A 25,305-nucleotide genomic window follows, 5' to 3' on the forward strand; every position below is an offset into this window, starting at 1 on the left:
TGCGACTTGGCACCGCCTGGAAGGCCAGCGCCGACAGACTTACGCCATCGCCTTGATCAGGTTTTCGTCGAGCTTGGCGAGGAACGCTTGCGTCGTCATCCAGGGCTGGTCCTTGCCGATGAGCACGGCCAGGTCCTTGGTCATGAAGCCGCTCTCGACCGTGTCGATGCAGACCTTCTCCAGCGTCTCGGCGAAAGCCACCACGTCCGGCGTCGCGTCGAACTTGCCGCGATAGGCGAGGCCGCGCGTCCAGGCGAAGATGGACGCGATCGGGTTGGTGCTCGTCTCGCGGCCCTTCTGGTGCTCGCGGTAGTGTCGCGTCACCGTGCCATGCGCGGCCTCCGACTCGACGGTGTTGCCGTCGGGCGAGAGCAGCACCGAGGTCATCAGGCCGAGGCTACCGAAACCCTGCGCCACGATGTCAGACTGCACGTCGCCATCGTAGTTCTTGCAGGCCCAAATGTACCCACCTTCCCACTTGAGCGCGGAGGCCACCATGTCGTCGATCAGCCTGTCCTCGTAGACGATGCCGGCCGCCTTGAACTTGGCCGCGAACTCCGCGTCGAAGATGGACTTGAAGATGTCCTTGAAGTTGCCGTCATAGGCCTTGAGGATCGTGTTCTTGTGGCTGAAGTACACGGAATACCCGCGGCTCAGACCGTAGTTGAAGGACGCCCGCGCAAAGCCCTCGATCGAGGCGTTGAGGTTGTGCTGGCCCATGAACACGCCGGCATCCTTGAACACGAACTCACCGATCTCCTGCGCCGCCCCGCCCGTGGGCGTGTAAGTCATCTTCACCGTGCCGGCACCCGGCACCTTCATCTCCACCGCGCGGTAGATGTCGCCGAAGGCGTGGCGGCCGACGACGATGGGCTTGGACCAGTGCGGCACCAGGCGGGGCACGTTCTGGCAGATGATCGGCTCGCGGAAGATGGTCCCGTCGAGAATGTTGCGGATCGTCCCGTTCGGGCTGCGCCACATCTTCTTGAGGTTGAATTCCTTCACGCGGGCTTCGTCGGGCGTGATGGTGGCGCATTTCACGCCCACCCCATATCCCTTGGTGGCGTTGGCCGCATCCACTGTGACTTGGTCATCGGTCTGGTCACGGTATTCGACGCCCAGGTCGTAGTACTTCAGGTCGATGTCGAGATAGGGAAGGATCAGCTTGTCCTTGATGAACCCCCAGATGATGCGGGTCATCTCGTCGCCATCCATCTCGACGACGGGGGTCTTCACTTTGATCTTGGCCATGGCTGTCCTCGGGGCAAAGGCGCGCCGCAGAGGAATTCGGCTGGCACGCGACGGCGGGACATTCGCACCGCAACAAAACCGCCGCAAGGCTTGGAGGCCCACCATGACGCGCCACCCCGCGACCGCAATCGCGCAAACCCTCGATGCCGCGACCTATGCCGGATACCGGGCGGGGTTCGAGGCCGCGCGCGCGGAAGCGGCCGCAATCGCCGATCACGCCGGCCAGGCGGCCCTGGGCACCCTCATCCGCGCAATGCGGGCATTGCCGGACCGCACGGAGCGCCCGGCATGAACGCGGACGGGACGGAGACCGGCGCCGCGCAGCGCCGCGAGCCCATCCTCTGCCCGCACTGCGCCGAGCCGACCATGCCCAACCGGCTGGCCGATGGCGTACTCGTCTGCTCCTGCGCCGCCGAGCGTCCGCTGCCCGAACCGCCGCCCGAAAAAGCCTAGAGCTGGCCGCCCGTCCCCGGTGCGGGGCCGGTGGTGCCGGTGCCGCCCGGCACGCCGAACCGGCCGACATTGCCGAACAGCTGCTGCAGGATGGAGCGGTCGGTGCCCGGCACCGGCGTCTCCCGGTCCACCAGCGCGACGTCCTGACCATCGGCCTCGGTCATGATCCGCACGCCCTCCACCACGCCGGCGCGGTTGAAGCTCACCGCCACCATGCGCCGGTCGTCCATCTGGATGCGCCGGCCCGGCGCGGTGCGAGACGTCGCACTCAGATAATACCAGTTGGCATCGTCGAAGGTGCCGGCGAAGGAGGGCGAGCCCAGAAGCGCCTGCACGTCGCGCCGCGTCTGCACGCCGGGCGAGATCTGCGCCAACTGGTCTTCCGTCACGCGGTTGCCGCGCGAGATGGGGGCGGCCTGGAAGAAGCTGCACCCGCCCAGCATCCCTGCCAGCAGGAGCGCCACGCACGCATTGGCGGAACGGCGATTGACCGAAGGGGGGTGCTGGACCATGTGCACGGCATAGCGAGCCCAGGCGCGCGGGGTCAACCCGCCTCGCACCTGGCGGCCCGCGACAGACGGGGATGTGCTGCCATGGGCCTGCTCGCCCTGTTCCGACGCAAGCCGCATGAACGGCCCGGCTTTGCCCTCTATACGGCCGCCGTCGGCGCCGCGCGCGACCCCTCCCTGTTCGGGGAGCTGGGCGTGCCGGACACGCTCGACGGCCGCTTCGACCTGATCAACCTCTACACCGGCCTGCTGGTCCGCCGCCTGCGCGCCGACCCGGACCAGCGCGGGGCGGCGCTGGCCCAGGCCGTATTCGACGCGATGTTCGCCGACATGGACATGAACCTGCGCGAGATGGGGGTCTCCGACCTGGTCGTGGGACGCCGGGTCAAGAACATGTGGGAAGCCTTCCACGGCCGCGCCGTGGCCTACGAGGCCGCGATCGACGCCGGCGACGCGCCGGCCCTGGCCCTCGCCCTCGCCCGCAACGTCTGGCGCGGCGCGGCGCCGGGCGCTGTGGGGGAGGGGGACGCCCTGGTCGCCGGACCCGCGGCCGAACGCCTGGCAAGCCTCGCCATCGCCCAGGCCCGCTTCCTGGCTGCCCAGCCGCTGGCGTCGCTCCTGCGCGGCGAGGTGCGTTTCCTGCCGGTCCCCGCGTGAGCCCGGAATTCAGCCGGCCGCTCGCCATCGCGCGGATCGGCCCGCCGGGCCGGCGCGAAAGCCTGGTCGCGACACCCGCCGAATGCGCCGCCTTGGCCGAGCGCTTTGCCATCCCGGCCATCCACAGCCTGGAAGCGGAGCTGTCGCTTGCCCCCGCCAACGGCGGCACCGTCGTTGCCGAGGGCCGGCTGCGCGCCGAGGTCGTGCAGTCCTGCGTTGTCACGCTCGACCCCGTCGACCAGGCCGTCGACGTCGCTCTCCACCTGCGCTTCATCCCCGAGGGCGACGAGCCCTCCGACGATCCCGACACGCCCGACGAGATCGAGATCCAGGCCGGCATGATCGACCTGGGCGAGGCGGTGGCCGAGCAGCTCTCCCTCGCACTCGACCCCTACCCCCGCGCGCCGGGTGCTGCGCTGCCCGCCCACCTGGCCCCGCCGGAGGAACCGGTGCGGGAGCCGGCCAAGGTGCATCCCTTCGCCGCGCTGAAGCCGCGGGGGCAGCCGGAATGAGCAGCTTGTGCCATGAAGAATCGCACCGCCGCGCTTGCACCCCCCAGGCCCCGGTGCTAATCCCCGCCGCTCGCATCACGCCCGCATGTTTAAGAAGAGAGTCCCGGCACCATGGCCGTTCCCAAGAGGAAAGTTTCGCCTTCCCGCCGCGGCATGCGCCGCAGCCATGAGGCCCTGCCCGTCGCGGCCCATCACGAGTGCGGCAATTGCGGCGAGCTGAAGCGCCCGCACAATGTCTGCGGCCATTGCGGCCATTACGATGGCCGCGAAGTCGTCGCCGCCGAGAGCGTGAAGTCCGCGATCCGCATCTGATGCCTGCGGGCGAGGCGCGGCATTGATCATGGCCGATGGTCCCGCGGCGCAACCGGCTTTTTCCCTCGCGATCGACGCCATGGGTGGCGATTCCGCGCCGGAAGTTGTGCTCGATGGCCTGGAACTCGCGGCCGAGCGCCACCCCAATGCGCGTTTCCTGCTCGTCGGCGATGAATCTCGCGTCGGCGCCGGTTTGGCGCGGCGGCGGCGCGCGGCCCGCATCTGCTCCGTCCGCCACGCGCCGGAGGCCATCCCCGGCGACATGAAGCCCACCGTGGCGCTGCGCATCCGCGGCTCCTCGCTGCGCATCGCGATCGACGCGGTCGCGAGCGGCGAGGCGTCCGGCATCGTCTCGGCCGGCAATACCGGGGCGCTGATGGCGCTATCGAAGATCGTGCTCAAGACGCTGCCCGAGGTGGACCGCCCGGCCCTGGCGGCCATCGGCCCCTCCGCGCGCGGGGACGTGGTCATGCTCGACCTCGGCGCCAACGTGCAGTGCGACGCGCGCAACCTGGTCGAATTCGCGGTGATGGGCGACGCCTTCGCTCGCGCGGTGCTGGGTCTCACCGCGCCCTCGATCGGCTTGCTCAATGTCGGCTCGGAGGAGCTCAAGGGCGATGACCGCGTGCGCGCGGCCGCCGAGACGCTCCGCGATTCGCATCTCGGCCCCAATTTCCGCGGCTTCATCGAGGGCCACGACATCACCGCCGGCACCGTCGACGTGGTCGTGACCGATGGCTTCACCGGCAATGTCGCCCTCAAGACCGGCGAGGGCGCGCTGAAGCTGATGCGCGACCTGCTGCGCCAGGTCTTCACCAGCTCCGTCCCGGCGCGCCTGGGCTACCTGCTCGCGCGGCCGGCGCTGGACCGGCTGCGCGAATGGATGGACCCGCGCCGCTACAACGGTGCTATCCTGATCGGGCTTCGCGGCGTGGTGGTGAAAAGCCACGGCGGCACCGATGCCGTGGGCTTCGCCCACGCCGTGGACGTCGCCATGGACATGGTCACCCACGGCTTCAACGCGAAGATCCGCGATGGCATGGCGCGCATCGCGGCCGCTGCCCCGTCCACGGCGCCCCCTGTCCCGGCACCCTGAGAGCCATGATCCGTTCCGTCATCACCGGCTGCGGCGGCCACCTTCCCGGCGAGCCGGTCACCAACGACGCGCTCGCCGCGCTGCACGGCCTCGACACCTCCGATAGCTGGATCGTCGAGCGCACCGGCATCCGCCAGCGCCACATCGCCGAACCGGGTGTGACCGCATCGGACCTCGGCACCATCGCGGCGCGCGAGGCGATGGAGTCCGCCGGCATCGCGGCGGCCGATGTGGACCTGGTCATCGTCGCCACGGCGACGCCCGACAGCGCCTTCCCCGCGACCGCGGTGCGCATCCAGCAGAAGCTGGGCGTGACGCGCGGCTTCGCATTTGATCTCGCCGCCGCCTGCGCCGGCTTCATCTACGCGATGGGCGTGGCCGATTCGCTGATCCGCACCGGCCAGGCCCGCTGCGCGCTGGTGATCGGCACCGAGGTCTACAGCCGCATCCTGGACTGGACGGATCGCGGCACCTGCGTGCTGTTCGGCGATGGCGCCGGCGCGGTGGTCCTGCGCGCCGATGAGGGCCGCGGCAATGCGTCGGATCGCGGCATCCTCTCCACCCACCTGCACGCCGATGGCCGCCACGGCGACATCCTCCAGGTCGAAGGTGGGGCGGGGTCCACCGGCGGCCCGGGCCTGCTGCGCATGGCCGGGCGGGACGTGTTCCGCCATGCGGTGCAGAAACTCGCCGGCGTGGTTGACGAGGCGCTGGCGGCCAACGGCCTTGGGCATGGCGACGTGACCTGGCTGGTGCCGCACCAGGCCAACATCCGCATCATCGAGGCCGTGGGCAAGAAGCTGCAATTGCCGCCAGGCCACGTGGTGGTGACCGTGGATCGCCATGCCAACACCTCCGCCGCCTCCATCCCGCTGGCCCTGAACGAGGCTTGGCGCGATGGCCGGATCCGGCAGGGCGACCTGGTGCTGATGGAGGCGATCGGCGGTGGCCTCACCTGGGGTGCTGCGCTCGCGCGGATCTGAGGCTATCGTTGCGCTGGGAGAACCCTGGAAAGGACCTGCCGATGCAACGCGCCCTGATCCTGCTCGCGGCCCTGCTCATCGCCGCGCCGGCCATCGCCCAGACCACGACGACCCGCGATCCGAGCGGCCGCGTGGTCAGCACGCGCTCCACCGACAGCACCGGTGTCACCACCATCCGTGACGCGCAGGGCAGGGTGATCGGGACCGAGCGCACCGACACGACCGGAACGACGACACAGCGCGACGGCCATGGCCGCGTGACCGGGACGTCGCGGTAGCGACCGTATCGCCGCGCGCCGGCACTCCGCCGGCGCGCACGCCATCACGCGGCTTGGAACAGCCCGCCCGCTTCCGACAGGGCGGCCAGGTGATGCTCGGCATCGCCGAACTGCGTGTCGATCACCGTCAGACGCTTGAAGTAATGCCCCACGGCATACTCCATCGTCATGCCGATGCCGCCATGCAGCTGGATCGATTGCTGTCCGACGAACTTTTGGAACCGCCCCATCTGCAGCTTCACTGCGTGCATCGCACGCGCCCGCTCATCGGCATCCGGCTCGTCGGTCATCATCGCCGCGTACATCGCCATGCTGCGTGCCTGTTCCAGCGCCACCATCATGTCCGCCGCGCGGTGCTGAAGGGATTGGAAGCTGCCGATCGCACGCCCGAACTGCTTGCGCGTGCGCAGGTATTCGAGCGTGAGTTTCAGCGAGGCGTCCATCGCGCCGACCGCTTCGGCAGCCAGCGCAGCGATGGCGTCATCGACCACGCGCTTGACCAGCGGCAAGCCGTTCGCGGCATCGCCCAGCACCGCCTCCGCGCGCACGCCATCGAGCGTGATCTCGGCGGCGCGCAGCCCGTCGGAGGTCGCATAGCCGCGACGCGTCAGCCCAGAGGCGGCCGCATCGACCAGGAACACGCCGATGCCCGCCTCGTCGCGCACGCCACCGGCGCTGCGCGCGGTGACGAAGAGCTTCCCCGCAACATCGCCATGCAGCACCACGCCCTTGCGGCCGCGCAGCACCCAGCCATCGCCATCCTTCGTCGCGGTGGTCTCCACGTGATGCAGGTCGAAGCGCGCATTCGGCTCGGTATGCGCGAAGGCGAGCAGCAGGGAGCCATCGGCCACCTGCGGCACCAACGTCTCGCGCAATCCCGCATCGGCGCCGTGGCGGAGGAACCCGCCACCCAGCACCACCGTCGCGAACCAGGGCTCCAGCCCCAACGCGCCGCCGAGCGCCTCGGCCACGATCATCGTCTCCACCGCGCCGCCGCCGAAGCCGCCATCGGCTTCCGCAAACGGCAGCCCCAGAATCCCCATCTCGGCATAGGCGGCCCAGATCTCCCGGCTCCAGCCCTCGGGCTGCTTCGCATAGGCCTTGCGGTTCTCGAAGCCGTACCGGTCCGAGATGAGCTTGCCGAGGCTGTCGGCGAGCATCCGCTGTTCTTCGGAGAAATCGAAATCCATGTTCGTCAGAGCCCCAGGAAGGCTTTCGCCATGATGTTGCGTTGGATCTCGTTGGATCCGCCATAGATGCTCTGCTTGCGCCAGTTGAAGTAGACCGGCTGCGCGAGCGTGGCCCATTCGGGTGCCAGCTCCGGCTCGTTCCAGCGATCCTGCTCCGGGTCAGCGCCGACCAGGCCGTAGGGGCCGGCGGCTTCGACGAACAGTTCCGAAATCGCCTGCTGGATCTCGGTGCCGCGGATTTTCAGCACGCTCGACGCCGGGTCCGGCTTGCCCTCGCCCAGGCGCTTGTTCTCGTTCGCCAGCACGCGGAGCGTGGTCATCTCCAGCGCCTTGAGCTGCGTCTCCACCTCGGTCAGCTTGTCGCGGAAGCGCGGGTTGGCGAGCATCGGCGTGGCACCGCCCGGCGCCTCGGCCGCGATGCGCTTCAGGCGCCGGATACGCTCCTTCGAGGCACCCACGCGCGCCTGCCCGGTACGCTCGTTCGAGAGCAGGAATTTCGCGCAATCCCAGCCTTTGTTCTCGGTGCCGACCAGGTTCTCGACGGGCACCTTCACGTCGTCGAACCACACCTCGTTCACCTCATGCGCGCCGTCGATGGTGATGATCGGACGCACCGTGATGCCCGGTGACTTCATGTCGACCAGCAGAAAGGAAATGCCCTCCTGCGGCTTGGCCGCGGCGGGGTTGGAACGCACAAGGACAAAAATCCAATCCGCGTGCTGGGCCAGCGTCGTCCAGGTCTTCTGCCCATTGACGATGAAGTGGTCGCCCTCGCGCTTCGAGGCGCATTTCAGGCTCGCCAGGTCGGACCCCGCACCAGGCTCCGAGAAGCCCTGGCACCACCAGTCATCGAGGTTCTTCATGCGCGGCAGGAAGTGCTGCTTCTGCGCGTCCGTTCCGAAGGCGCAGATCACCGGGCCGACCATCGCGCAGTTGAAGGCGAGCGGCGTCGGCGTCGGCCATTGCTGCATTTCCTCGTTGAGGATGAAGCGCTTGATGGCACTCCACCCCGTCCCGCCATGCTCCACCGGCCAGTGCGGCACGGCCCAGCCCTTCGCGTTCAGCGCGCGCTGCCACTGCACGACCATGTCCTTGGTCGGCGTGCGGCCGGCGGCCATGCGCTCGCGCGTTTCGGGCGGCAGGTTGGCCTCGATGAAGTCGCGTACTTCCTGGCGGAAGGCGCGCTCCTCGTCGTTGAAGCGAAGGTCCATCACGTCTCTCCCTTGGTCTCTTCTTCGATCAGCATCAGCTTTGACAGCTTGCCCACCGCCGTGCGCGGCAGGCTATCGCGGCGTTCCAGCGCCACCGGCATCTCGTGCCTGCCCACGCGGTCCGCAAGGAAGCCGCACAGCGCATCGAGCGTCAGCGCCGCGCTACCCGGCCGCAGCACGACGAACGCCTTCGCCGATTGCCCGCGATACGCATCCGGCACGCCGATCACCACGCATTCCGCGACGTCGGGATGCTCATAGATCGCTTCCTCGATGACGCGCGGATAGACGTTGAACCCACCCGACAGGATCATGTCCTTCTTCCGGTCGGTGAGGAAGAAGAAGCCGTCCTCGTCCATGTGCCCGACATCGCCGGTGAGGAAATAGCCGTCCGCGAAGGCGGCTTTGTTCTCCTCAGGCTTGTTCCAGTAGCCGGCCATCACATTCGGGCCGTGGATGCGAAATTCACCGGTCTCGCCCGGCGGCAGCACGCGATGCGGGTCATTCAACGCCACCACCTGCATGTCCACGTTCGGCAGCGGCAGGCCGATGGAGCCCATCTTGCTCTCGCCGCGCGCTGGATGCCCCGTTCCAGCCGGCGCCGTCTCCGTCATCCCCCACCCGCCGCGCAGCCTGGTGCCGGTGATCCGCGCAAACCGCGCCTCCACCTCCACCGGCAACGGCGCCCCGCCGGAGGAGGGATAGCGTAGCGACGACAGATCCCGCGTCTCGATGCTCGGATGGTTCGCCATCGCGATCCACATCGTCGGCACGCCCGCGATCGTCGTGGCGCGGAACTGCTCGATATCATCCAGGCACTGGCCGACCTCGAAGCGCTGGCGCAGCAGCACCGTATTCCCCATCCCCAGATGCCGGTTCAACGACGTCAGCGCGAAGATGTGGAACAGCGGCAGGACATGGATTACCCGCTCCCCATCCGGCTCCGGCCCGCCACGCCAATAGCTCTGGATATTCGCCGCTGCGGTCAAGTTCGCATGCGTCAGCATCGCGCCCTTGGGCAGACCCGTCGTCCCGCCCGTGTACTGCAGCAGCGCGACCGCATGCTTGTCCACCACCGGCAACTCGCCCGCCTCAGCCGCATCCAGCAGCGCTGCGAAATCCGTCGCGCCCTCCGGTACGCCAACCCCCGCCGGGCCGCCCCAATGCGCGTCGTCCGCCACCAACAGCCGATCCACCAACCCGCGCGCCTGCAACGCTCTCGCCCGCCGCAACAACCCTTCGTCCGCCAGCGTCACCAACACCCTGGCCCCACTATCCGCCAGCTTGTGCGCCAGCTCCCGCTCCGCATCCAACGGACTCATCTGCATCAGTCGCAAACCCGCCGACGCCGCGCCAAAAAACGCCACGCTGTGCCAGGGCGAATTCGGCAGCAGCAAGCCAACCCCCGACCGCGCCTCCGCCATCCCCAAAAACGCCGCCGCCGCGCGACGCACCATCCCCCCCAACGCCGCATACGAAAGCCGCGTCTCGCGATAAATCAACGCCACCCGATCCGGATGCCGCGCCACCGCCGCGGCCAAATGCTCGCCCAGGCTGGTCGTCGCAATCGGCGCATCCCAGGCAATGCCAGGGGGGTACCGCGCCTCCCACGGGAAGGGGGTGCGGGTGGTCATGGAGCAAGGCCAGGGGCTCTGCCCCTGGACCCCGCCAGGATCGTGTCGATCCTGGACCTCCATGTGTTGGTTCTTGAGTCTGGGGAGGCGTTCTCGCCGGAGGCGAGCCGGGTTTGGGAGGGGGCGCAGCGTGCTCGTGCCCCACGCGAACGCCCTCGATGCGCCCCCTCCCAAACCCGGCGCTTCAAGCAGGGACATCCCTCCCCAAACCCAGAATCAGCACTTGCAGGGGCCCGGGGATCGGCGCGATCCCCGGCGGGGGTCCAGGGGGCAGCGCCCCCTGGCCTTGCTTCCTGCACCACCCTCACCCCATCGCCGGGGAGAAGCGTCCCCCCTCGCTTGCGAGGGTTTCGATGAGGGCGGCGGGTTTCAGGTCGGGCGAGTTGGTGGTCTGCGCGTAGTGTGCCAGGCGGTCGCGCACGGTGGCGAGGCCGAGTTGGTCGGCCCAGAACATGGGTCCGCCGCGCCAGGCGGGCCATCCGAAGCCGTTGACGAAGATGACGTCGATGTCGATGGCGCGTGCGGCGATGTGTTCTTCGAGGATGCGCGCACCTTCGTTCACCATGGGCAGCATGAGGCGTTCGATGATCTCCTGGTCGTCGATGGTGCGGCGGCGGATCTGCAGCTTCTCGGCGGTGTCGAGGATGATGCGTTCGACCTCGGGGTCGGGGATGCGGGTGCGTTTCTCGTCGTAGCGGTACCACCCTGCGGAGGTCTTCTGGCCAAAGCGTCCGGCGGCGACCAGCGCATCGGCGATAGGGGCGGTGGTGCCGCGCGCGCGGCGCACCGCGGCGCCGATGTCGAGGCCGGCGAGGTCACCGGTCGCGAGCGGCCCCATGGCCATGCCGTAGGCTTCCATGACGCGGTCGATATCCTGCGGCAGGCAGCCTTCCTGCAGCAGTTTCTCCACCTGGGGGGATCGCTTGCCGGTCATGCGGTTTCCCACGAAGCCGTCGCAATTGCCGACGACGACTGCGAGCTTTCCGATGCGCTTGCCGAGGGCCATGGCGGTGGCGATGGCGACGTGGCTGGACGCCTTGGCGCGCACGATTTCCAGTAGCCGCATGACGTTGGCGGGGCTGAAGAAGTGCATGCCCACGACGAGCTCGGGCCGCCTGGTGACGCTGGCGATCGCGTCGATGTCGAGCGTGGAGGTGTTGGACGCCAGCACAACGCCGGGGCGCGCGAGGCGGTCGAGTTCGGCGAAGACGGTCTTCTTCGCATCCATGTCCTCGTAGATGGCCTCGATGACGAGGTCTGCTTCGGCGACCACGGACATGTCGGTGCTGCCGGTCAGCAACTTCGCGCGGGATTCGTAATCGGCCTGAGATAGGCGGCCGCTGGTGACAGTGCGTTCCCAGTTCGCGCGGCACCGCGCAAGGCCCTTTTCAAGCGCGCCGGCATCGCGTTCCACCACCGTCACCGGCACGCCGAAATTCGCGAAGCTCATCGCGATGCCGCCGCCCATGGTGCCGGCGCCGATGACGACGGCACGGTTGACGGGCAGGGGCGCGGTGTCGGCGGGCATCCCCGGCACGCGCAGCACTTCGCGCTCGCCGAAGAAGATATGCCGCAGCGCGCGGCTCTGCTCGCCGGCGACGAGTTCGGCGAACAGCGCGCGTTCCTTCGCGAGGCCTTCCTCGAATGGCAGGGTCACGGCCGCGCGCACGGCTTCGACGCAGCCGCGCGGGCTCGCCTGGCCACGGGCGCGCTTGAGCAGCGTGGCGGCCTTGGCGTCGAAGGCGGCCATGTCCTGCCCCGCGATGCGGTCCGTCCGCTCGGCGGCCAAGGTGAACTTCGCACCGACCGTCAGGGCGTTGCGCGTCCAGACGAGGGCGGCGTCCTCCAGCGGGCCTTCCAGCACCGCGTCGATGAAGCCCAGCGCCAGCGCCTTCTCCGCGCGTACCGGCTCGCCGGTGACGATGATGTCCATCGCCGCCTCGGCACCGATCAGTCGGGGCAGGCGCTGCGTCCCCCCCGCACCGGGCACGAAGCCGCGCTTCACCTCGGGCAGGCCGAGCGAGGCACCGGGCGAGGCGACGCGCGCATGGCAGGCCAGCGCCAGCTCCAGCCCGCCCCCCAGCGCATTGCCATGGATCGCGGCGACGACGAGGCCGGGGAAGGTCGCGATCATGTCGAACACCTCGGTCAGCGAGGGCGGCACGCGGCCCTTGCCGAACTCGGTCATCTCGGCGCCGGCGGAGAAGCCACGCCCTTCGCCGATGATGAGCACCGCGCGCGCCCCGGCGGCCGCAGCGATCCCCGCGGCCAGGCCAGCGCGCACCTCGGTCCGAAGCGTGTTCACCGGCGGGTTGGCGATGCACAGCACATGGGTCTCGCCCAGGCGCTCATGCCGCACGAATTCGCTCATTGCATCGTTTCCTGTCCCGTTGGCGGCATTCTCCGGCAAGGCGCCGCACCCGGCAACCCATTGCCCGGCGCCCCCCGCCATGGTGACCTGCGGCCCAAAGCAGGAGGAAACCGCATGTCGCTGTTCGACTTGACCGGCAAGGTCGCCATCGTCACCGGCGCGAGCAAAGGCATCGGCCGCGCCATCGCCGAGCGCATGGCCGAGCAGGGCGCGATGGTCGTTGTCTCCTCCCGCCGCATCGAGGCCTGCGAGGAGGTGGTGTCGGGCATCGCGCACAAGGGCGGCACCGCCTTCGCCATGGCCTGCAACATCGGCCGCAAGCCGGAGCTTCAGGCGCTGGTGGACGCCACACTCGCGCGCTGGGGCCAGATCGACGTCGCCGTCTGCAACGCGGCCATCAACCCGCATTTCGGCCCGGCCGAGACCATGCCGGACGAGATCTTCGACAAGATCATGGCGTCCAACATCAAGTCGAACATGTGGCTGAGCCACATGGTCATCCCCGGCATGGCAGAGCGCGGCGGCGGGTCGATCATCATCGTCTCCTCCATTGGCGGCTTCCGCGGGTCTCCGGTGCTGGGCGCCTATGCGATTTCCAAGGCCGCCGACATGCAGCTGGTGCGCAACCTGGCCGTCAGCCACGGGCACCAGAACATCCGCGCCAATGCCATAGCACCCGGCCTGGTGCGCACCGACTTCGCCCGCGCGCTATGGGAGAATCCGGACATCTACAGGAAGCGCACCCGCGACACGCCCCTGCGCCGCATTGGCGAGCCCGACGAGATCGCGGGCGCGGCGGTGTTCCTCGCCTCAGCGGCGGGGTCGTTCATGACCGGACAGACCATCACCATCGATGGCGGCGTCTGCGCTGGCGTGCCGATGCGGGATGACGACTGACCCCGGCCCAATTAGCGCTTGCGTGCCACCCAGGGTGAAGGCATTCCCGGCCCCTCATGTCCTTCCCGCGCGCCCTCCTGCTGGTGATGCTTGCCCTGTTCGCGTCCCCCGCGTGGGCGAACCTGATCTATGTGCTGAATTCGGGCGACGCGACCATTTCGCTCATCGACAGCGTGACGCGCGCGGAGATCCGCCGCATCCCTGCCCTGCGCGAGCCGCACCACCTCACGCTCACGCCGGATGGCCGCGATCTGCTCATCGCCGATTCCGGCGGCAACGAACTTTACGTGATGGACCCCGCGAACGCCGAGGTGCGTCGCCGCGTGCGCGTCTCCAACCCCTACCACCTGGCCTACTCGCCCGACGGCAAATACCTCGTCGTGGCCTCGCTGCGGCGCGACCAGGTGGATATCTACGACGCGCGCGACCTGTCGCTGCTGCAGCGCCTGCGCGTGGGCGACAAGCCCAGCCACATCGCCTTCGACCCGGAGAGCCGCTTCGCCTACGTGACCCTGCAGGGCGTGCGCAGCGTCATGGCGATCGACATGGCGACGCGCCAGCCGGCCTGGCAGGCCGAGGTCGGCCGCGAGCCCGCCGGCATCACCTGGAACCGCGGACGCCTGCTCGTGGGTGTGATGGGCGAGAGCCACTTCGCCGTGCTCAACCCCGAGACGCGCCAGGTGGAGCGGCAGATCCCCACCGGGCGCGGCGCGCACACCATCTTCCCCTCGCCCGATGGCTCCGTGCTGTACGGCACGAGCCGGGTCGATAGCCGCATCATCGCGATCAACCCCGAGACGCTGGAGATCACCCGCAGCTACGAAGTGCCGGGCGGTCCCGACTGCATCGCCTTCGACCCGGAAGGGCGCATCTGGGTGTCGCTGCGCTGGGTGCAGCGTGTGGGCATCCTCGACCCGCGCAATGGCGACCTCGAGACGATCCGCGTCGGCCGCTCGCCGCATGGCGTCTTCGTGCAGCCGGTGCGCGGTGAGTAGGCGGGCACTACTGGCGGGAGCCGCGTTGGCCCTGGCGCGCCCGGCGATCGCGCAGGCCCGTGGCCGCGTGTACCTCACCATCGACACCGGCTGGGGGCGCGAGGCCGAGCAGATCGCCGCCATTCTCCGCCGCCAGGATGTGCGCGCCACGCTGTTTGTGGCCGACGAGCCCACCCATACCGGCGAGCGCAGCCTCTCCGACGCCTGGGCGCCATTCTGGCGCGCACGCGTGGCCGAGGGGCATGCCTTCGCCTCGCACACCTGGCGGCACTGGTATCTCCGCGCTGACCCGTCGCCCGGCCAGGTGCGCTACGCCCAGCGCGGCGGTCCGGGGGTGGAGCTGCTCGACCAGGCCGGGCTCTGCGCGGAGCTGGAGCGGCCCCTCGCGCGGCTGCGCGCGCTCGCGCCCGGCGCAAGGGTACTGCCGCTGTGGCGCGCGCCGGGTGGCATCACCACGCCGGGCGCGCTCGCGATGGCGCGGTCCTGCGGCCTCACCCACCAGGGCTGGACGCGCAACGGCTTCCTCGGCGACGAACTCGACAGCACCGCCTCGCCCAACGCCACGTTGCTCGCCCGCAGCCTGCGCGCGATTGGCGAAGGCGAGGTGCTCGTCATGCACTGGGGCGTCGCGCGCCGGCGCGATCCCTATGCCGGAGTTCTGGAGTCGCTGATCACCGGCCTCAAGGCGCGCGGCTTGACCTTTGACCTGCTGCCCGCAACTGGGGTCGCATGATCGACGGCATCTTCTCGGCCTATGGCGATTTCATCGGCTGGCTCTACACCGCCGGCCTGCAGCCGATGCTGTATGCGCTGGGCATGATGGATTATGCCGACGACCTCTACCGCTGGCTCGACTTCGCGGTGTTCGGCCTGATCGGCATCATCGTCTCCTGGGTGGTCTGCCGCCCGCTCGAGGCGGCGAACCCGGTGGAGCGCTGGGAGAACCGCGACCCCGTCCACACCGACATCATCTACACGGTTCTCTCGCGTGTCGGCGTCTTCCCCTTGCTCGCCTTCGTCCTGCTCAACGGCGCGCAGAGCTGGCTGGAAGGCACCATCGCCAATACCGGCTTCGTCGCACCCACGCTCGAATCCCTGGTACCGCCGCTGCGCGACCATCCGCTGCTGGCACTCGCCTGCTACGTCGTGATCCTGGATTTCGGCGAGTATTGGCGGCACCGCTTCCAGCACCGCTTCGGCTGGTGGTGGGCGCTGCATTCCGTGCACCACGCCCAGACCCAGATGACGTTCTGGACCGACGACCGCAACCACATCCTCGACGATGTGCTGGCGGCACTCTGGTTCGGCGCGCTCGCCCTGCTGATCGGCGTCCCGCTCGGCCAGTTCCCGGTGATACTGCTCATCCTGCGCCTGGCCGAGAGCATGAGCCACGCGAATATCCGCATGTCCTACGGCAGCGTCGGCGAGCGGCTGGTGGTCTCGCCGCGCTTCCACCGCCTGCACCACGGGCTGCTGAGCGCCGGCCAGACGGGGAAGAACTACGGCGTGCTGCTGCCGGTGTGGGACTGGATGTTCGGCACCGCGGATTTCGACCGCCGCGTCTACCCGCCGACCGGGGTGCCGGATGGGCCGGAGGGGTTGGCGACGGGGAGCTGGTTTCGGCAACAGGTGCTTGGGGTGCGCAGATTGGCGCAGGCTCTCACGGGGCGTGGATAGAAAAGGTCGGGGAAAAGAATTTCCCCGAACCCCATTCTTTTGTTTTTGGGTTTTTGGTGCCGGTTGGTGGGGCAGTGCTTGTGTGGCGACGGGGTGCTGGTTGGCAGCACGCCTCAAAGCAGCCCTGCCTGCCGACGCAGTTCGCCCTGACAACCCGCACCAATAGATAAAAATAAAAGAATGGGGTCTGGGGAAATTCTTTTCCCCAGCCTTTCTTCCTCACCCCAGCGTAAACGCCTCATGCACCGCCGACTGCACGGCGCCGCCCAGCACCGCTCCACCACCGGCCACGTACACCCAATCCCCGATCGCCACCGCCGCCACCGCGTGACGCGGCGTGATCATCGGCGCGTGCTTCTGCCAGGTGTTCGTGGCCGGGTCGTAGCTCTCCATCTGGCCGAACACCTTGGCGTCGCGCGGGACGCCGTTCTCCAGGATGCCGCCTTCGCCGCCCATGCAGAAGAAGCGGTCGCGGTAGATGACCATGCCATGGCCCGAGCGTGCGGTCGGCAGCGGCGCCCGCTCCTCCCAGCTGTCGCGCGCGGGCAGGTACACGTGGTGCATGTCGGTGTTGTACTGGAAGGTGTTGAAGCGCCCGCCGATCACGTGGATCGAGCCGTTCCAGGTCACGCAGCCGACATGGTCGCGCGCGGCCGGCAGGGGGCGGCGCAGTTCCCACTTGTCGGCGGCCGGATCGTAGACCTCGTGCCAGCTGACGCTCGCGCGTTCGGGCGCGGGGTCCGAGGCACCGCCGATCAGGTGCAGCTTGCCGTCGAGGAACACCGCGGCCGCGGCACCGCGCGGGCGGGGCAGGGAGGCGATCTCGCGCCAGCGGTCGGCGGCGGCCTCGTAGACGAAGGCCTTGTTGTCGCACAGGCGATTCTGCTCGATGAAGCCGCCCAGCGCATAGACGCGCCCGGCCTCGGCGACCACGGCCACGTGGTTGGCGCCGCGGGGCAGGGGGGCGGCGTCGAGCCAGCGGTCGGCGGCGGGGTCGTAGACGGTGTGGTAGGCGCGGTTGACCTGGCCCTCGCCATAGCCGCCGACCACGTGCATGCGGCCATCAAGCGCGGTGGCCCAGGCCATCTCGCTGCGCGGGATCGGCATGGCGGCGCGCGGCACCCAGCGGCCGGGCGTGCCGGCGGGGGCATTGGAGTCGATGAAGCGCTGGGCTTCCTGCTGCGGCGTCATGTGATGAGGCGCGCCGCCCTGGAACAGGTTGTTGTAGGGCACGGTCGAGGGGGTCATCGGGCGCAGCGACGGCCCGTGCTGGTGCGCGGCGGTCTGGGCGAGCGCGGGCGCGGTCAGAAGCGCCGCGCTGGCGCCCATCAGGTGGCGACGGTTCATGAAGCCCTCATTGGGTGTTGCTGGGCGAGGGTATGGTGCGCGGCACCGCCTCGCCAAGCCCGCAGCGCCACGGCTTCATGAAAGATTCCGCGGCCGGGCGGGGCGGTCGCTCCGCCCGGCTGTTGAGCACGCTGCGTTCAGACGTGCTCACGTCGCTGCTTGAACTTCGTCGGGTCACGGGCTTGCGGCGGTTTCGCCTCAACGCATCCCGCTCTCGTGCGGCAGGCGCGCCTCGTACTCCGCACGCAGCTTCAGCCAATGGCTCCAGAAGGGCGGCAGGGCCTCGCCCTTCGCACCGGCCACGAGCAGGTCCAGATGCGCGTGCCAGCCGGCGCCGACCATGACCATCATCGCGCGGCTGGGCAGGCGGCGATGGGTGAGCGTCAGCCGCACCTCGTCCCCGGCGGGTTCCAGCTCGAAGGTGACCTCGGCGCTCTCGCCCCAGCCGAAGGCGAGCAGGCGGGGCGCGTCGATGCGCGTGATCACGTTCTGCATCCGGTGTTCTTCGTCGAAGCCTTCGGGGCGGGTCTCCTGGTGGTCGGTGAGCTCGTCATTGCGCCAGATGAGATCGACGCGGCCGCCGACGCGCAGGTCCATCTCCCCGGCAGCGAGCCAGCGCCGGCGGAGATCGGATTCGGTGAGCCAGGCCCAGGCGCGCTCGATCGGGCCCGGCAACATGCGTTCGATGCGCACCGTCATGGGCTCGGTCGGGACGGCGTAGCTGGAGAGGATTTCGGCCTCGGGCATCGTCAGTCTCCTTTCGGGGGGGTGGTGGCGTCCTGCTGTCGCAGCAGGGCCTCGAGGGTGTCGAGGCGGCTGGTCCAGAAGCGTTGGTAATGGGCGGTCCAGGCGTGGGCGGTCGCCAGCGGCCCGGCGTCCAGCCGGCAGAGGTGGGTGCGGCCCTGGATGGTGCGTCGGACGAGCCCCGCGCGCTCCAGCGCCTTGATGTGCTTGGACGCGGCGGCGAGCGACATGGCGAAGGGCGCGGCGAGGTCGCCGACGCTGCGCGGGCCTTCGGCGAGCTCGTGCAGCATGCGCCGGCGGGTGGCGTCGCCGAGCGCGTGGAAGATGTCGTCGAGAACTGGGGCGTCTAATTCAACCATGTGGTTGAGGATGGACGCGAGCAGCGCGATTGTCAACCCGATGGTTGAGGATCAGCTCGCCCGATGGCGTCGGCGCGGGAACGCGTCTCGCTCGGCGAGTCCCGTCAGGCGTGTATGAACGAGGAAGGTGGCGCCAGCGGCGGGCCTAGGATGCCAAGGCCGTGCGTGGGGTGCCGTCGAGGATCGCACCGGCCGGGCAATCCAGGCGCCAGGCAAAGCCGTCGGGGGCGAATTCCAGAGTCGCGGTACCGCCGAAGCTCATCTCGACCAGCTGGCGGAGCACGGTCGAGCCGAAGCCCGCCTGCGTGGGGCTGGAGACCGGCGGCCCGCCGGTCTCGACCCAGTCGAGGGTGAAGCGCGGGCCGGTGCCGGGATCGGCCGTGACATCCCAGGTGATCGCAACCTGTCCCTTGTCGTTGGACAGCGCGCCGTATTTCGCCGCGTTGGTGGCGAGCTCGTGCAGCGCCATGGCCAGCGTCTGCGACGGCGCAGCGGTGATGTCGATCGCCGGCCCCGAGACGGTGATGCGGGTGTCGAGCAGGTCGCCGAAATGGGCAAGCTGCGAGCGGATCAGCTCGGCGAAGGGCACCGCCCGCCACTGGCTCTCGACCAGCAGGTTCTGGTTGGCGGCAAGGGACTGGATGCGCTGGCCGAACCGCTCGACGAAATCTTCAGGCCGGGTCGCGGCCGTACGGCGGGCTACGATATCAACCAGTTGCAGCATGTTTTTGGCGCGATGGTTCAGCTCCTGCATCAGCAGCTGCACCCGCCCCTCATGCTTGTTGCGGTCGGTGAGATCGTAGAAATGGCACACCACGCCCGGCTCGCCATCGGGCATGACGATGCGGTCGATGCGCCAGTCATAGGTCTCGACCAGGGCGCTCGCGGCGCGTCGCTCGCTGTTCTGCGCGGCATGGGGCTCGCCGGTCGCGAGGGTGTGGCGGAAGCGCGCGGTAGCGTCGTCGGCGAAGGGCTGCGTCCAGAGCAGGCGCAGCACCTCGCCCAGGTCCCGCCCGATCAGGGGGTGGATGGTCTCGAAGGTCTTCTGCGCCCCGTCGCTCACCTGGATGATGCGGAAGGCGTGGTCGATCTCGAAGATGCCGAAGGGGGAGCGGTCGACCAGCTTGCGGAAGGTGTCCTGCGCCGTGCGCAGCGTCTGCTCGGCGTTCGACGGCTCGGCCATGACCCGCAGGATCAGCTGGTGGCGCCCATCGGCCATCCGGCGCCCGATCACCTCGCCCAGGAATGTCGATCCGTCCCGCCGGCGGAACCGCCATTCGCTGGTGTGCGCCGACCCATCGGTCTGGCTGTTGAGCTCGGCGAGGAAGCGGGACGGCTCATCGGCCGCGAGCAGGTTCTCGAAGCTGTTGCCCAGCACCTCGTCGAGGGTGAGACCCAGCATGCGGCAGCCGGCGGGATTGGCGTCGACGCACTGCCCGACGCCATCGGCCACGAAGATGCCGGCCACGGATTGCTCGAACAGGATGCGCAGCCGCTCCTCGCTCGCCTGCAACGCCGCCTGCGCCTGCTTCTGGCCGGTGATGTTCACCGCCGCGCACAGCACGCCCACAATCGCGCCGGCCTCGTTGCGGCGCGGCTCGACGCAAAGGTCGAAATGCTGCTCGGGCTTTCCGGGGGCGTGGGCGACGACCTCCTCGCGGCAGGCGAGCCCGGTCTCGATGACGCGGCGCTTGAGCGCCTCCAGGCGCTCGGCCGCGGCAGGGTCCATGATGTCGGCCTCGCTTTGGCCGATGATGTCCGGCCTCGCGTAGCCAAGCGCGTTGTGGATCCAGCTGTAGCGCAGGTTCATGTCCTGCTCGAACAGGGTCACCGGCGAATTGGCCAGCGCCAGCTCGAAGCGGCGCTTGGTTTCGAGAAGCTCTCGCTGGGCAGCGCGCGAATCGGTGATGTCGGTGATCATGCCGATCCATTTGACGAAGGCGCCGGCGCCGTCGCGCACCGGCGTCGCCGTCACACGCATCAGCCGCCAGGCGCCATCGACGCGCAGGAAGCGATACTCGTCCTGATAGAGGCGCTGGGTCCGCACCGCGGCGCGCCAGCCGGCGATTGCGCCGGCGCGATCCTCATCATGGACGGCCTCGGCCCAGCCCTGGCTCGCCCAGTCCTTCGGAGACTGCCCGCTAAAGGCGCGCCAGAGAGGCAACTCGCCAATCAGTTCTCCAGCGGCATCGGCCTGGAACAGGATCTCGGCGATGGAGGCGATCAGGAGTTCGGATGAGTCCCCGCTGTGGAGGAGGCCATCCGGCGCCTGCTCGGTTTTCAAGTCCTTGTCGGGCATTGCATCTGTTTTGGCTTCCGACGGTTGAGCTATGGACGGGGCCGGCTCCCGTCAAGGTGAGGTCGGTCCCTCAGCAGAAAGCGCGCGGTCGACAAAATCCAGCCGGTCCTGCCCCCAAAAGATTTCCGACCCGATCACGAAGGTGGGAGCACCGAACACCCCGCGCGCCAATGCGGCCGCGCTGTCTGCGCGACGCCGCTCCGCCCAGCGCGGATCCTCGGCCAAGGTGAGCAGCGCCGCGGCGTCGAGCCCGCATTCGGTGATCAGCGTGGCGAGCGTGGTGGGAAGCCCCGGATTCGCCTCCTCGGACCAGACCGCCTGCATGACCCGGTGCGCGAGGCGGATGGCGCCCGCATCGTCGCCGCCCTCGCGGAGCGCGATGACGGCGTGGGCCGCCAGAGGCTCGGCGAAGGGCGAGGCGGCGGGCCGCAGGGTGAGCGGAACGCCCAGATGCGCACGCCAGCGCGCCAGCTCCTGCATGCGGTAGGCCTGGCGCTGCGGCGAGCGCTTGGGCAGCGGCAGCCCGCCCGAGGCGGGGAAGATGATGGAGAAATCCACCGGCCAGATGCGCAGCGCCGCACCGTGGCGCGCCGCGATCGCCTCGATCCGCGCCGAGCCCAGATAGGCCCAGGGGCTGTTGAGGGAGGTGTAGTAGTCGATCCGCACCACGGCCGCCCCCTCAGCGCTCGGCGGTGCGGATCGCCGAGGGCCCGCCGCCGACCGCGATCCGCTGGCGGGTGTCGATCAGCCGCGATCCATCGAAGCGGAACACGGCGAGGTTCCGGTCCACCATGTTCTGCACCACGATGGTGCGCCCATCGCGCGAGAAGGCGATGCCCTGCGCCCAGGCGCCGATCGGGGCCTGGGTGATGCGGCGGAGGCGCCCGGCCTCGATGCGCAGGATCACCAGCTGCGCCACGCCCAGCAACGGGTGCCCTGGCGGCCGCGCGGAGCCATTGTGGATGGTGACCGCGACGTGGCGGTTATCCGGGCTGACCTGGATGCCCTCGGGGGTCGGGCCGACGCTGATGGTGTCCGCGGTCAGGTAGAAGTCGCGGCGGAGGTCGATGAGGCTCACCGTATCGGCGTCGCCGGTACCGCGGCCGATATTGGCGACGACGGCCCATTGCCCGTTGGGCGTGATGCCCATGCCGTAGGGGCGCGTGCCCACGGTGAGATCGCGGTCGGTCTTGGTGACGGTCTCGCCATCGATCGCGAGGACCGAGACGCGGCTGTCGGTTTCGCCGTCGCGCGTCACCAGGGCGCGGCGCCCGTCAGGGGTGAACTGCACGTGCGATGGCCCGGAATTGGCCGGCCCGACAGTGACGGTGGAGACGGGGGCGAGCTGGCCGGCGGCGAAGCGGAACACGCTGACGGAGCCGGCGTTGCGGTTGGCGACGAGAACCAGGTTGCCGGCGCGGTTGATGGAAATGCCCGAAGGCCCGGCGCCGGCCTCGACCGTCTGCACCACGCGCGGCGGGCTGGAGCGGAGGTCGACCACGCTCACACGATTGTCGGGAATGGTCTTGGTCGCGTCGGCGGGGTCGATGCGCTGGGCGGAGGTGACGAATGCGTATCGCTCATCGGGGCTGATCGCGACGCCGGTCGGCGGGCCGACGACGGAGTGGGGAACAGCCAGTTCCGCGATGGGACGCGGGGCGCGGCCGCCGAGGTCGAGGATGGTGATGGTGTCGGGCGGCGGGTTCGCCACGATCGTGACCACGCCATTGACCAGGCGCGCCTTGTTGTCGTTGCCGGAGACCGCGATCTGGGCCGAAGCTGTGCCGGCGGCGAGCATCAATGCCAGCGCGGCGCCGGTGCGTGAGGCGGTTCTCATGTGTGTTCCTCCCATCGGGCTTTGTTGCCCGTATTGGCGCAGTGTTGGCTGCGCAACGTCGCTGGCGCAAGGGAAAGGCGGGCCGCAATCGTGCCCGGAAGGCGAGCATGATCGGCATAGATTGGGGCACCACCAACCTCCGCGCCTGGCGCTTCGGCGCCGCAGGAATGGTCGTCGAGTCGCGCGAGGCGCCCTACGGCGTCACCCGCCTGCCGCCCGGCGGCTTCGATGCCGCTTTTGCCGAGGTGGTGGGCGAATGGCTCGCCGATGGCGAAACGGGCGTGCTGATCGCCGGCATGGCCGGCAGCCGCCAGGGCTGGCTTGAAGTGCCCTATCTGGAATGTCCCGCCGGCGTCGAGCAGATCGCCGGCGCCACCCGCCTGCTGCCCATCGCGCCCGCCGCCGTGCGCATCATCCCCGGCCTGCGCACCCGCGATGCCGACGGCGTGCCCGAGGTCCTGCGCGGCGAGGAGACGGCGCTCATCGCCCTGCTCGCGCGGCGCGACGCGCACGAGGCGACCATCTGCCTGCCCGGCACCCACACCAAATGGGCCCATGTCGGCGGCGACCGCGTGCTCGGCTTCACCACCGCGATGACCGGGGAGGTATTCGAAGCCCTCTCGCAGCACACCATCCTCCGCCAATCCTGCGCCCCGCCCTCGGCCGACCCGGTGCCGCCGCCGGGCTTCATGGCCGGCGTCGCGCAGGCGAAGCGCCCCGGCGGGCTGCTGCACCAGGCCTTCGGTCTGCGCGCGCGCTGGCTGATGGGCGAGATGGCGCAGGGGGAGGGCACGGGCTTCCTCTCGGGCCTGCTCATCGGGCACGACGTTGCGGCCGCGCTCGAGTCGGGCGTCTCCCCGCCGATCATTCTCTGTGGTGCCGATGCGCTGGTGCGCCTTTACGCGGCCGCGCTCGAGGCCTTCGGCATCCCGCACGAGGTCGCGACGGGCGAGCCCGTGGCGGAGGGCCTGGTGCTGGTCGGCCGTCGGCTCGGCCTGGTCGGTTGAGGGTCGGGGCTGGCCGGGGGCGCGTTTTGCCCTAGGCTCCGGCCCCGATTTCCGGAGATCGACCGATGCAGACACGTGCCGCCATCGCCTGGGCCGCCGGCCAGCCCCTGAGCGTTGAGACCATCACCATCGGGGGCCCGCGCGCGGGCGAGGTGCTGGTCGAAATCATGGCCACGGGCATCTGCCACACCGACCAGTACACGCTGTCGGGCAAGGACCCGGAGGGCCTGTTCCCGGCCATCCTGGGCCATGAGGGCGCGGGCATCGTGCGCGAGGTCGGCGCGGGTGTCGCGTCGCTCAAGCCCGGCGACCACGTGATCCCGCTCTACACGCCCGAATGCCGGCAGTGCAAAACCTGCCTGAGCCAGCGGTCAAACCTGTGCACCGCCATCCGCGCGACGCAGGGCAAGGGCGTGATGCCGGATGGGTCCAGCCGGTTCTCCCGCGACCAGGGGACGGTGTTCCACTACATGGGGTGCAGCACCTTCGCGAACTTCACCGTGCTGCCGGAGATCGCACTGGCGAAAGTCCGGCAGGACGCCCCATTTGAAAAAATCTGCTACATCGGCTGCGGCGTGACGACCGGCATCGGCGCGGTCATCAACACCGCGAAGGTCTGGCCCGGCGCGAACGTCGCGGTGTTCGGCCTGGGTGGCATCGGGCTCAACGTGCTGCAGGCGGCGCGCATGGTGGGCGCCGACAAGATCATCGGCATCGACCTCAACCCCGCGCGCGAATCGATGGCACGCAAGTTCGGGATGACCGACTTCATCAACCCGAACGAGATCGGCACCGACAAGGTGATCCAGGCCATCACCGACCTGACCGGCGGGGGTGCCGATTTCTCCTTCGAATGCATCGGCAACGTCCACGTCATGCGCCAGGCGCTGGAATGCACCCATCGCGGCTGGGGCACCTCCATCATCGTGGGTGTGGCGGCGGCGGGGCAGGAGATCGCCACGCGTCCCTTCCAGCTCGTCACCGGACGCAACTGGCGCGGCACGGCCTTCGGCGGCGCGCGCGGGCGCACCGACGTGCCGAAGATCGTGGACTGGTACATGGAGGGCAAGATCGAAATCGACAGCCTCATCACCCACACCATGCCGCTCGACGACATCAACCGCGGCTTCGAGCTGATGGAGAAGGGCGAGAGCATCCGCTCGGTCGTCATCTACTGACGGCATGGCCTGGCGCGCCGCCTGGCTGATCCTGCTGCTGGCGGCACGGCCCGCCTTCGCCTTCGATGTCGGGATGATCCTCGAAGCCCGGCGGCTGCAATCCTTCGGCGCCGGCCCGGCCGAGGAAGTGCTTGCCGCGGGCGCACCGCGCCCCGCGCAGCCCGCGCTCGCGGTGGGGCGGATCGGCCGCCGCTGGGGCTATTTCTGGCTGCACGAAACCCCGGCCAGGCGCGTCGCGCGGTTCGGCCCGTTTCCCTTCGCGCGCTGCGGCGATTCGCGGCCGAACCTGCGCCTGGCGCGGTTCGGCGATGGCGGCTGGAGCGTGGCCTTCGCGGGCTGCCCGCCCGGCACCGAAGCTGTCTGGCTGCTGGGGCCGGGCGGCGACGTGCTCTCGACGGATCCGTCGCAGCCGGGCCTGCTCACCCGATGGGCGGGCGCCACCGTCGCGCCCGAGGTGATCGCGTGGGTGCAGGCGGGCTGGGCCGCCGCCCCGCCGCGCGATGCCGCC

At 69.4% G+C, this 25,305-nt stretch carries 27 protein-coding genes; 15 read left to right on the top strand and 12 right to left on the bottom strand.

The window, feature by feature from the left end; translation table 11 throughout:
• Window positions 1-39: 39 nt before the first annotated feature.
• Window positions 40-1,251 carry an NADP-dependent isocitrate dehydrogenase gene (locus GXW79_RS16400; RefSeq protein WP_211875512.1) on the bottom strand — a complete coding sequence of 404 codons (1,212 nt, stop codon included), beginning with the start codon at window positions 1,249-1,251 and terminating at the stop codon, window positions 40-42.
• Between the two features lie 103 nt (window positions 1,252-1,354).
• Here GXW79_RS16400 and GXW79_RS16405 point away from each other — a divergent pair, with 103 nt between their 5' ends.
• Window positions 1,355-1,543 (top strand): hypothetical protein, encoded by a 189-nt coding sequence (locus tag GXW79_RS16405; RefSeq protein ID WP_211875513.1) that lies wholly within the window; start codon window positions 1,355-1,357, stop codon window positions 1,541-1,543.
• Window positions 1,540-1,704: a hypothetical protein gene (locus GXW79_RS16410; RefSeq protein ID WP_211875514.1), complete on the top strand. Its 165-nt coding sequence runs from the start codon at window positions 1,540-1,542 to the stop codon at window positions 1,702-1,704. Before GXW79_RS16405 ends, GXW79_RS16410 begins: the two co-directional genes overlap by 4 nt.
• On the opposite strand, the gene GXW79_RS16415 is transcribed toward GXW79_RS16410, so the two are convergent.
• Complete coding sequence (locus GXW79_RS16415; protein WP_367614935.1) at window positions 1,701-2,168, bottom strand: outer membrane protein assembly factor BamE; 468 nt, start codon at window positions 2,166-2,168, stop codon at window positions 1,701-1,703. The two genes, GXW79_RS16410 and GXW79_RS16415, sit on opposite strands and share 4 nt — an antisense overlap.
• 129 nt (window positions 2,169-2,297) lie before the next feature.
• On the opposite strand from GXW79_RS16415, the gene GXW79_RS16420 reads away from it, so the two are divergent.
• From GXW79_RS16420 to GXW79_RS16445, 6 genes are all read left to right on the top strand, one after another.
• On the top strand, window positions 2,298-2,870 hold the full coding sequence (locus tag GXW79_RS16420; RefSeq protein WP_211875516.1) for a ubiquinol-cytochrome C chaperone family protein: 573 nt from the start codon (window positions 2,298-2,300) through the stop codon (window positions 2,868-2,870).
• Window positions 2,867-3,382, top strand: a complete 516-nt coding sequence (locus GXW79_RS16425) for a YceD family protein (RefSeq protein WP_211875517.1) — start codon at window positions 2,867-2,869, stop codon at window positions 3,380-3,382. The genes GXW79_RS16420 and GXW79_RS16425 overlap by 4 nt, the downstream gene beginning before the upstream one ends.
• Window positions 3,383-3,493: 111 nt before the next feature.
• Window positions 3,494-3,694 (top strand): 50S ribosomal protein L32, encoded by a 201-nt coding sequence (gene rpmF / locus GXW79_RS16430; RefSeq protein ID WP_211875518.1) that lies wholly within the window; start codon window positions 3,494-3,496, stop codon window positions 3,692-3,694.
• 28 nt (window positions 3,695-3,722) lie between these two features.
• Entirely contained in the window at window positions 3,723-4,790 is a 1,068-nt protein-coding gene (gene plsX, locus GXW79_RS16435) for a phosphate acyltransferase PlsX (protein ID WP_211875519.1), read from the top strand.
• Window positions 4,791-4,795: 5 nt separating this feature from the next.
• Window positions 4,796-5,773 (top strand): beta-ketoacyl-ACP synthase III, encoded by a 978-nt coding sequence (locus GXW79_RS16440; protein ID WP_246504056.1) that lies wholly within the window; start codon window positions 4,796-4,798, stop codon window positions 5,771-5,773.
• Between the two features lie 41 nt (window positions 5,774-5,814).
• Window positions 5,815-6,051, top strand: coding sequence for a hypothetical protein (locus GXW79_RS16445; RefSeq protein ID WP_211875520.1), 237 nt, complete (start codon window positions 5,815-5,817; stop codon window positions 6,049-6,051).
• A gap of 44 nt (window positions 6,052-6,095) precedes the next feature.
• Here the strand turns inward: GXW79_RS16445 and GXW79_RS16450 are convergent, their stop codons facing one another.
• The 4 genes from GXW79_RS16450 to GXW79_RS16465 all read right to left on the bottom strand — a co-directional run bounded on the left by GXW79_RS16450 (window position 6,096) and on the right by GXW79_RS16465 (window position 12,457).
• On the bottom strand, window positions 6,096-7,241 hold the full coding sequence (locus GXW79_RS16450) for an acyl-CoA dehydrogenase family protein (RefSeq protein ID WP_211875521.1): 1,146 nt from the start codon (window positions 7,239-7,241) through the stop codon (window positions 6,096-6,098).
• 5 nt (window positions 7,242-7,246) lie between these two features.
• The gene (locus tag GXW79_RS16455) at window positions 7,247-8,452 is read right to left on the bottom strand and encodes an acyl-CoA dehydrogenase family protein (RefSeq protein ID WP_211875522.1); all 1,206 of its coding nucleotides are present in this window, start codon (window positions 8,450-8,452) and stop codon (window positions 7,247-7,249) included.
• A complete protein-coding gene (locus GXW79_RS16460) occupies window positions 8,452-10,086 on the bottom strand; it encodes an AMP-binding protein (RefSeq protein ID WP_211875523.1) in 1,635 nt (544 codons plus the stop codon). The genes GXW79_RS16455 and GXW79_RS16460 overlap by 1 nt, the downstream gene beginning before the upstream one ends.
• 304 nt (window positions 10,087-10,390) lie before the next feature.
• Window positions 10,391-12,457, bottom strand: a complete 2,067-nt coding sequence (locus tag GXW79_RS16465; RefSeq protein WP_211875524.1) for a 3-hydroxyacyl-CoA dehydrogenase NAD-binding domain-containing protein — start codon at window positions 12,455-12,457, stop codon at window positions 10,391-10,393.
• A 114-nt stretch (window positions 12,458-12,571) separates the two neighbouring features.
• Between GXW79_RS16465 and GXW79_RS16470 the strand changes: the two genes are divergently transcribed.
• Genes GXW79_RS16470 through GXW79_RS16485 form a run of 4 tightly spaced genes read left to right on the top strand, consistent with a single transcriptional unit; the run spans window position 12,572 to window position 16,026 of the window.
• On the top strand, window positions 12,572-13,354 hold the full coding sequence (locus GXW79_RS16470; protein WP_211875525.1) for an SDR family NAD(P)-dependent oxidoreductase: 783 nt from the start codon (window positions 12,572-12,574) through the stop codon (window positions 13,352-13,354).
• Between the two features lie 56 nt (window positions 13,355-13,410).
• Window positions 13,411-14,349: a YVTN family beta-propeller repeat protein gene (locus tag GXW79_RS16475; RefSeq protein ID WP_211875526.1), complete on the top strand. Its 939-nt coding sequence runs from the start codon at window positions 13,411-13,413 to the stop codon at window positions 14,347-14,349.
• Between the two features lie 25 nt (window positions 14,350-14,374).
• Complete coding sequence (locus tag GXW79_RS16480) at window positions 14,375-15,082, top strand: polysaccharide deacetylase family protein (RefSeq protein WP_246504057.1); 708 nt, start codon at window positions 14,375-14,377, stop codon at window positions 15,080-15,082.
• Window positions 15,079-16,026, top strand: coding sequence for a sterol desaturase family protein (locus GXW79_RS16485; protein ID WP_211875528.1), 948 nt, complete (start codon window positions 15,079-15,081; stop codon window positions 16,024-16,026). Before GXW79_RS16480 ends, GXW79_RS16485 begins: the two co-directional genes overlap by 4 nt.
• A 219-nt stretch (window positions 16,027-16,245) precedes the next feature.
• Here GXW79_RS16485 and GXW79_RS16490 read toward each other — a convergent pair whose 3' ends face one another.
• The 6 genes from GXW79_RS16490 to GXW79_RS16515 form a co-directional block, all read right to left on the bottom strand.
• Window positions 16,246-17,373 (bottom strand): Kelch repeat-containing protein, encoded by a 1,128-nt coding sequence (locus tag GXW79_RS16490; RefSeq protein ID WP_211875529.1) that lies wholly within the window; start codon window positions 17,371-17,373, stop codon window positions 16,246-16,248.
• Window positions 17,374-17,571: 198 nt separating this feature from the next.
• Window positions 17,572-18,120, bottom strand: a complete 549-nt coding sequence (locus tag GXW79_RS16495) for an SRPBCC family protein (RefSeq protein ID WP_211875530.1) — start codon at window positions 18,118-18,120, stop codon at window positions 17,572-17,574.
• Between the two features lie 2 nt (window positions 18,121-18,122).
• A complete protein-coding gene (locus tag GXW79_RS16500; RefSeq protein WP_211875531.1) occupies window positions 18,123-18,476 on the bottom strand; it encodes an ArsR/SmtB family transcription factor in 354 nt (117 codons plus the stop codon).
• Window positions 18,477-18,621: 145 nt separating this feature from the next.
• Window positions 18,622-20,775, bottom strand: a complete 2,154-nt coding sequence (locus GXW79_RS16505) for a PAS domain S-box protein (protein WP_211875532.1) — start codon at window positions 20,773-20,775, stop codon at window positions 18,622-18,624.
• A gap of 51 nt (window positions 20,776-20,826) precedes the next feature.
• Window positions 20,827-21,444 carry a 2-hydroxychromene-2-carboxylate isomerase gene (locus tag GXW79_RS16510; protein ID WP_211875533.1) on the bottom strand — a complete coding sequence of 206 codons (618 nt, stop codon included), beginning with the start codon at window positions 21,442-21,444 and terminating at the stop codon, window positions 20,827-20,829.
• Between the two features lie 10 nt (window positions 21,445-21,454).
• Window positions 21,455-22,612, bottom strand: a complete 1,158-nt coding sequence (locus tag GXW79_RS16515) for a lactonase family protein (protein ID WP_211875534.1) — start codon at window positions 22,610-22,612, stop codon at window positions 21,455-21,457.
• Between the two features lie 107 nt (window positions 22,613-22,719).
• Between GXW79_RS16515 and GXW79_RS16520 the strand changes: the two genes are divergently transcribed.
• From GXW79_RS16520 to GXW79_RS16530, 3 genes are all read left to right on the top strand, one after another.
• Complete coding sequence (locus GXW79_RS16520; RefSeq protein ID WP_211875535.1) at window positions 22,720-23,619, top strand: 2-dehydro-3-deoxygalactonokinase; 900 nt, start codon at window positions 22,720-22,722, stop codon at window positions 23,617-23,619.
• Window positions 23,620-23,684: 65 nt separating this feature from the next.
• Window positions 23,685-24,797 carry an S-(hydroxymethyl)glutathione dehydrogenase/class III alcohol dehydrogenase gene (locus tag GXW79_RS16525; RefSeq protein ID WP_211875536.1) on the top strand — a complete coding sequence of 371 codons (1,113 nt, stop codon included), beginning with the start codon at window positions 23,685-23,687 and terminating at the stop codon, window positions 24,795-24,797.
• Window positions 24,798-24,801: 4 nt separating this feature from the next.
• On the top strand, window positions 24,802-25,305 hold a 504-nt coding region (locus GXW79_RS16530), incomplete at its 3' end, for a hypothetical protein (protein ID WP_211875537.1).

It is taken from the genome of Plastoroseomonas arctica (assembly GCF_018128965.1).
GTDB lineage: Bacteria > Pseudomonadota > Alphaproteobacteria > Acetobacterales > Acetobacteraceae > Plastoroseomonas > Plastoroseomonas arctica.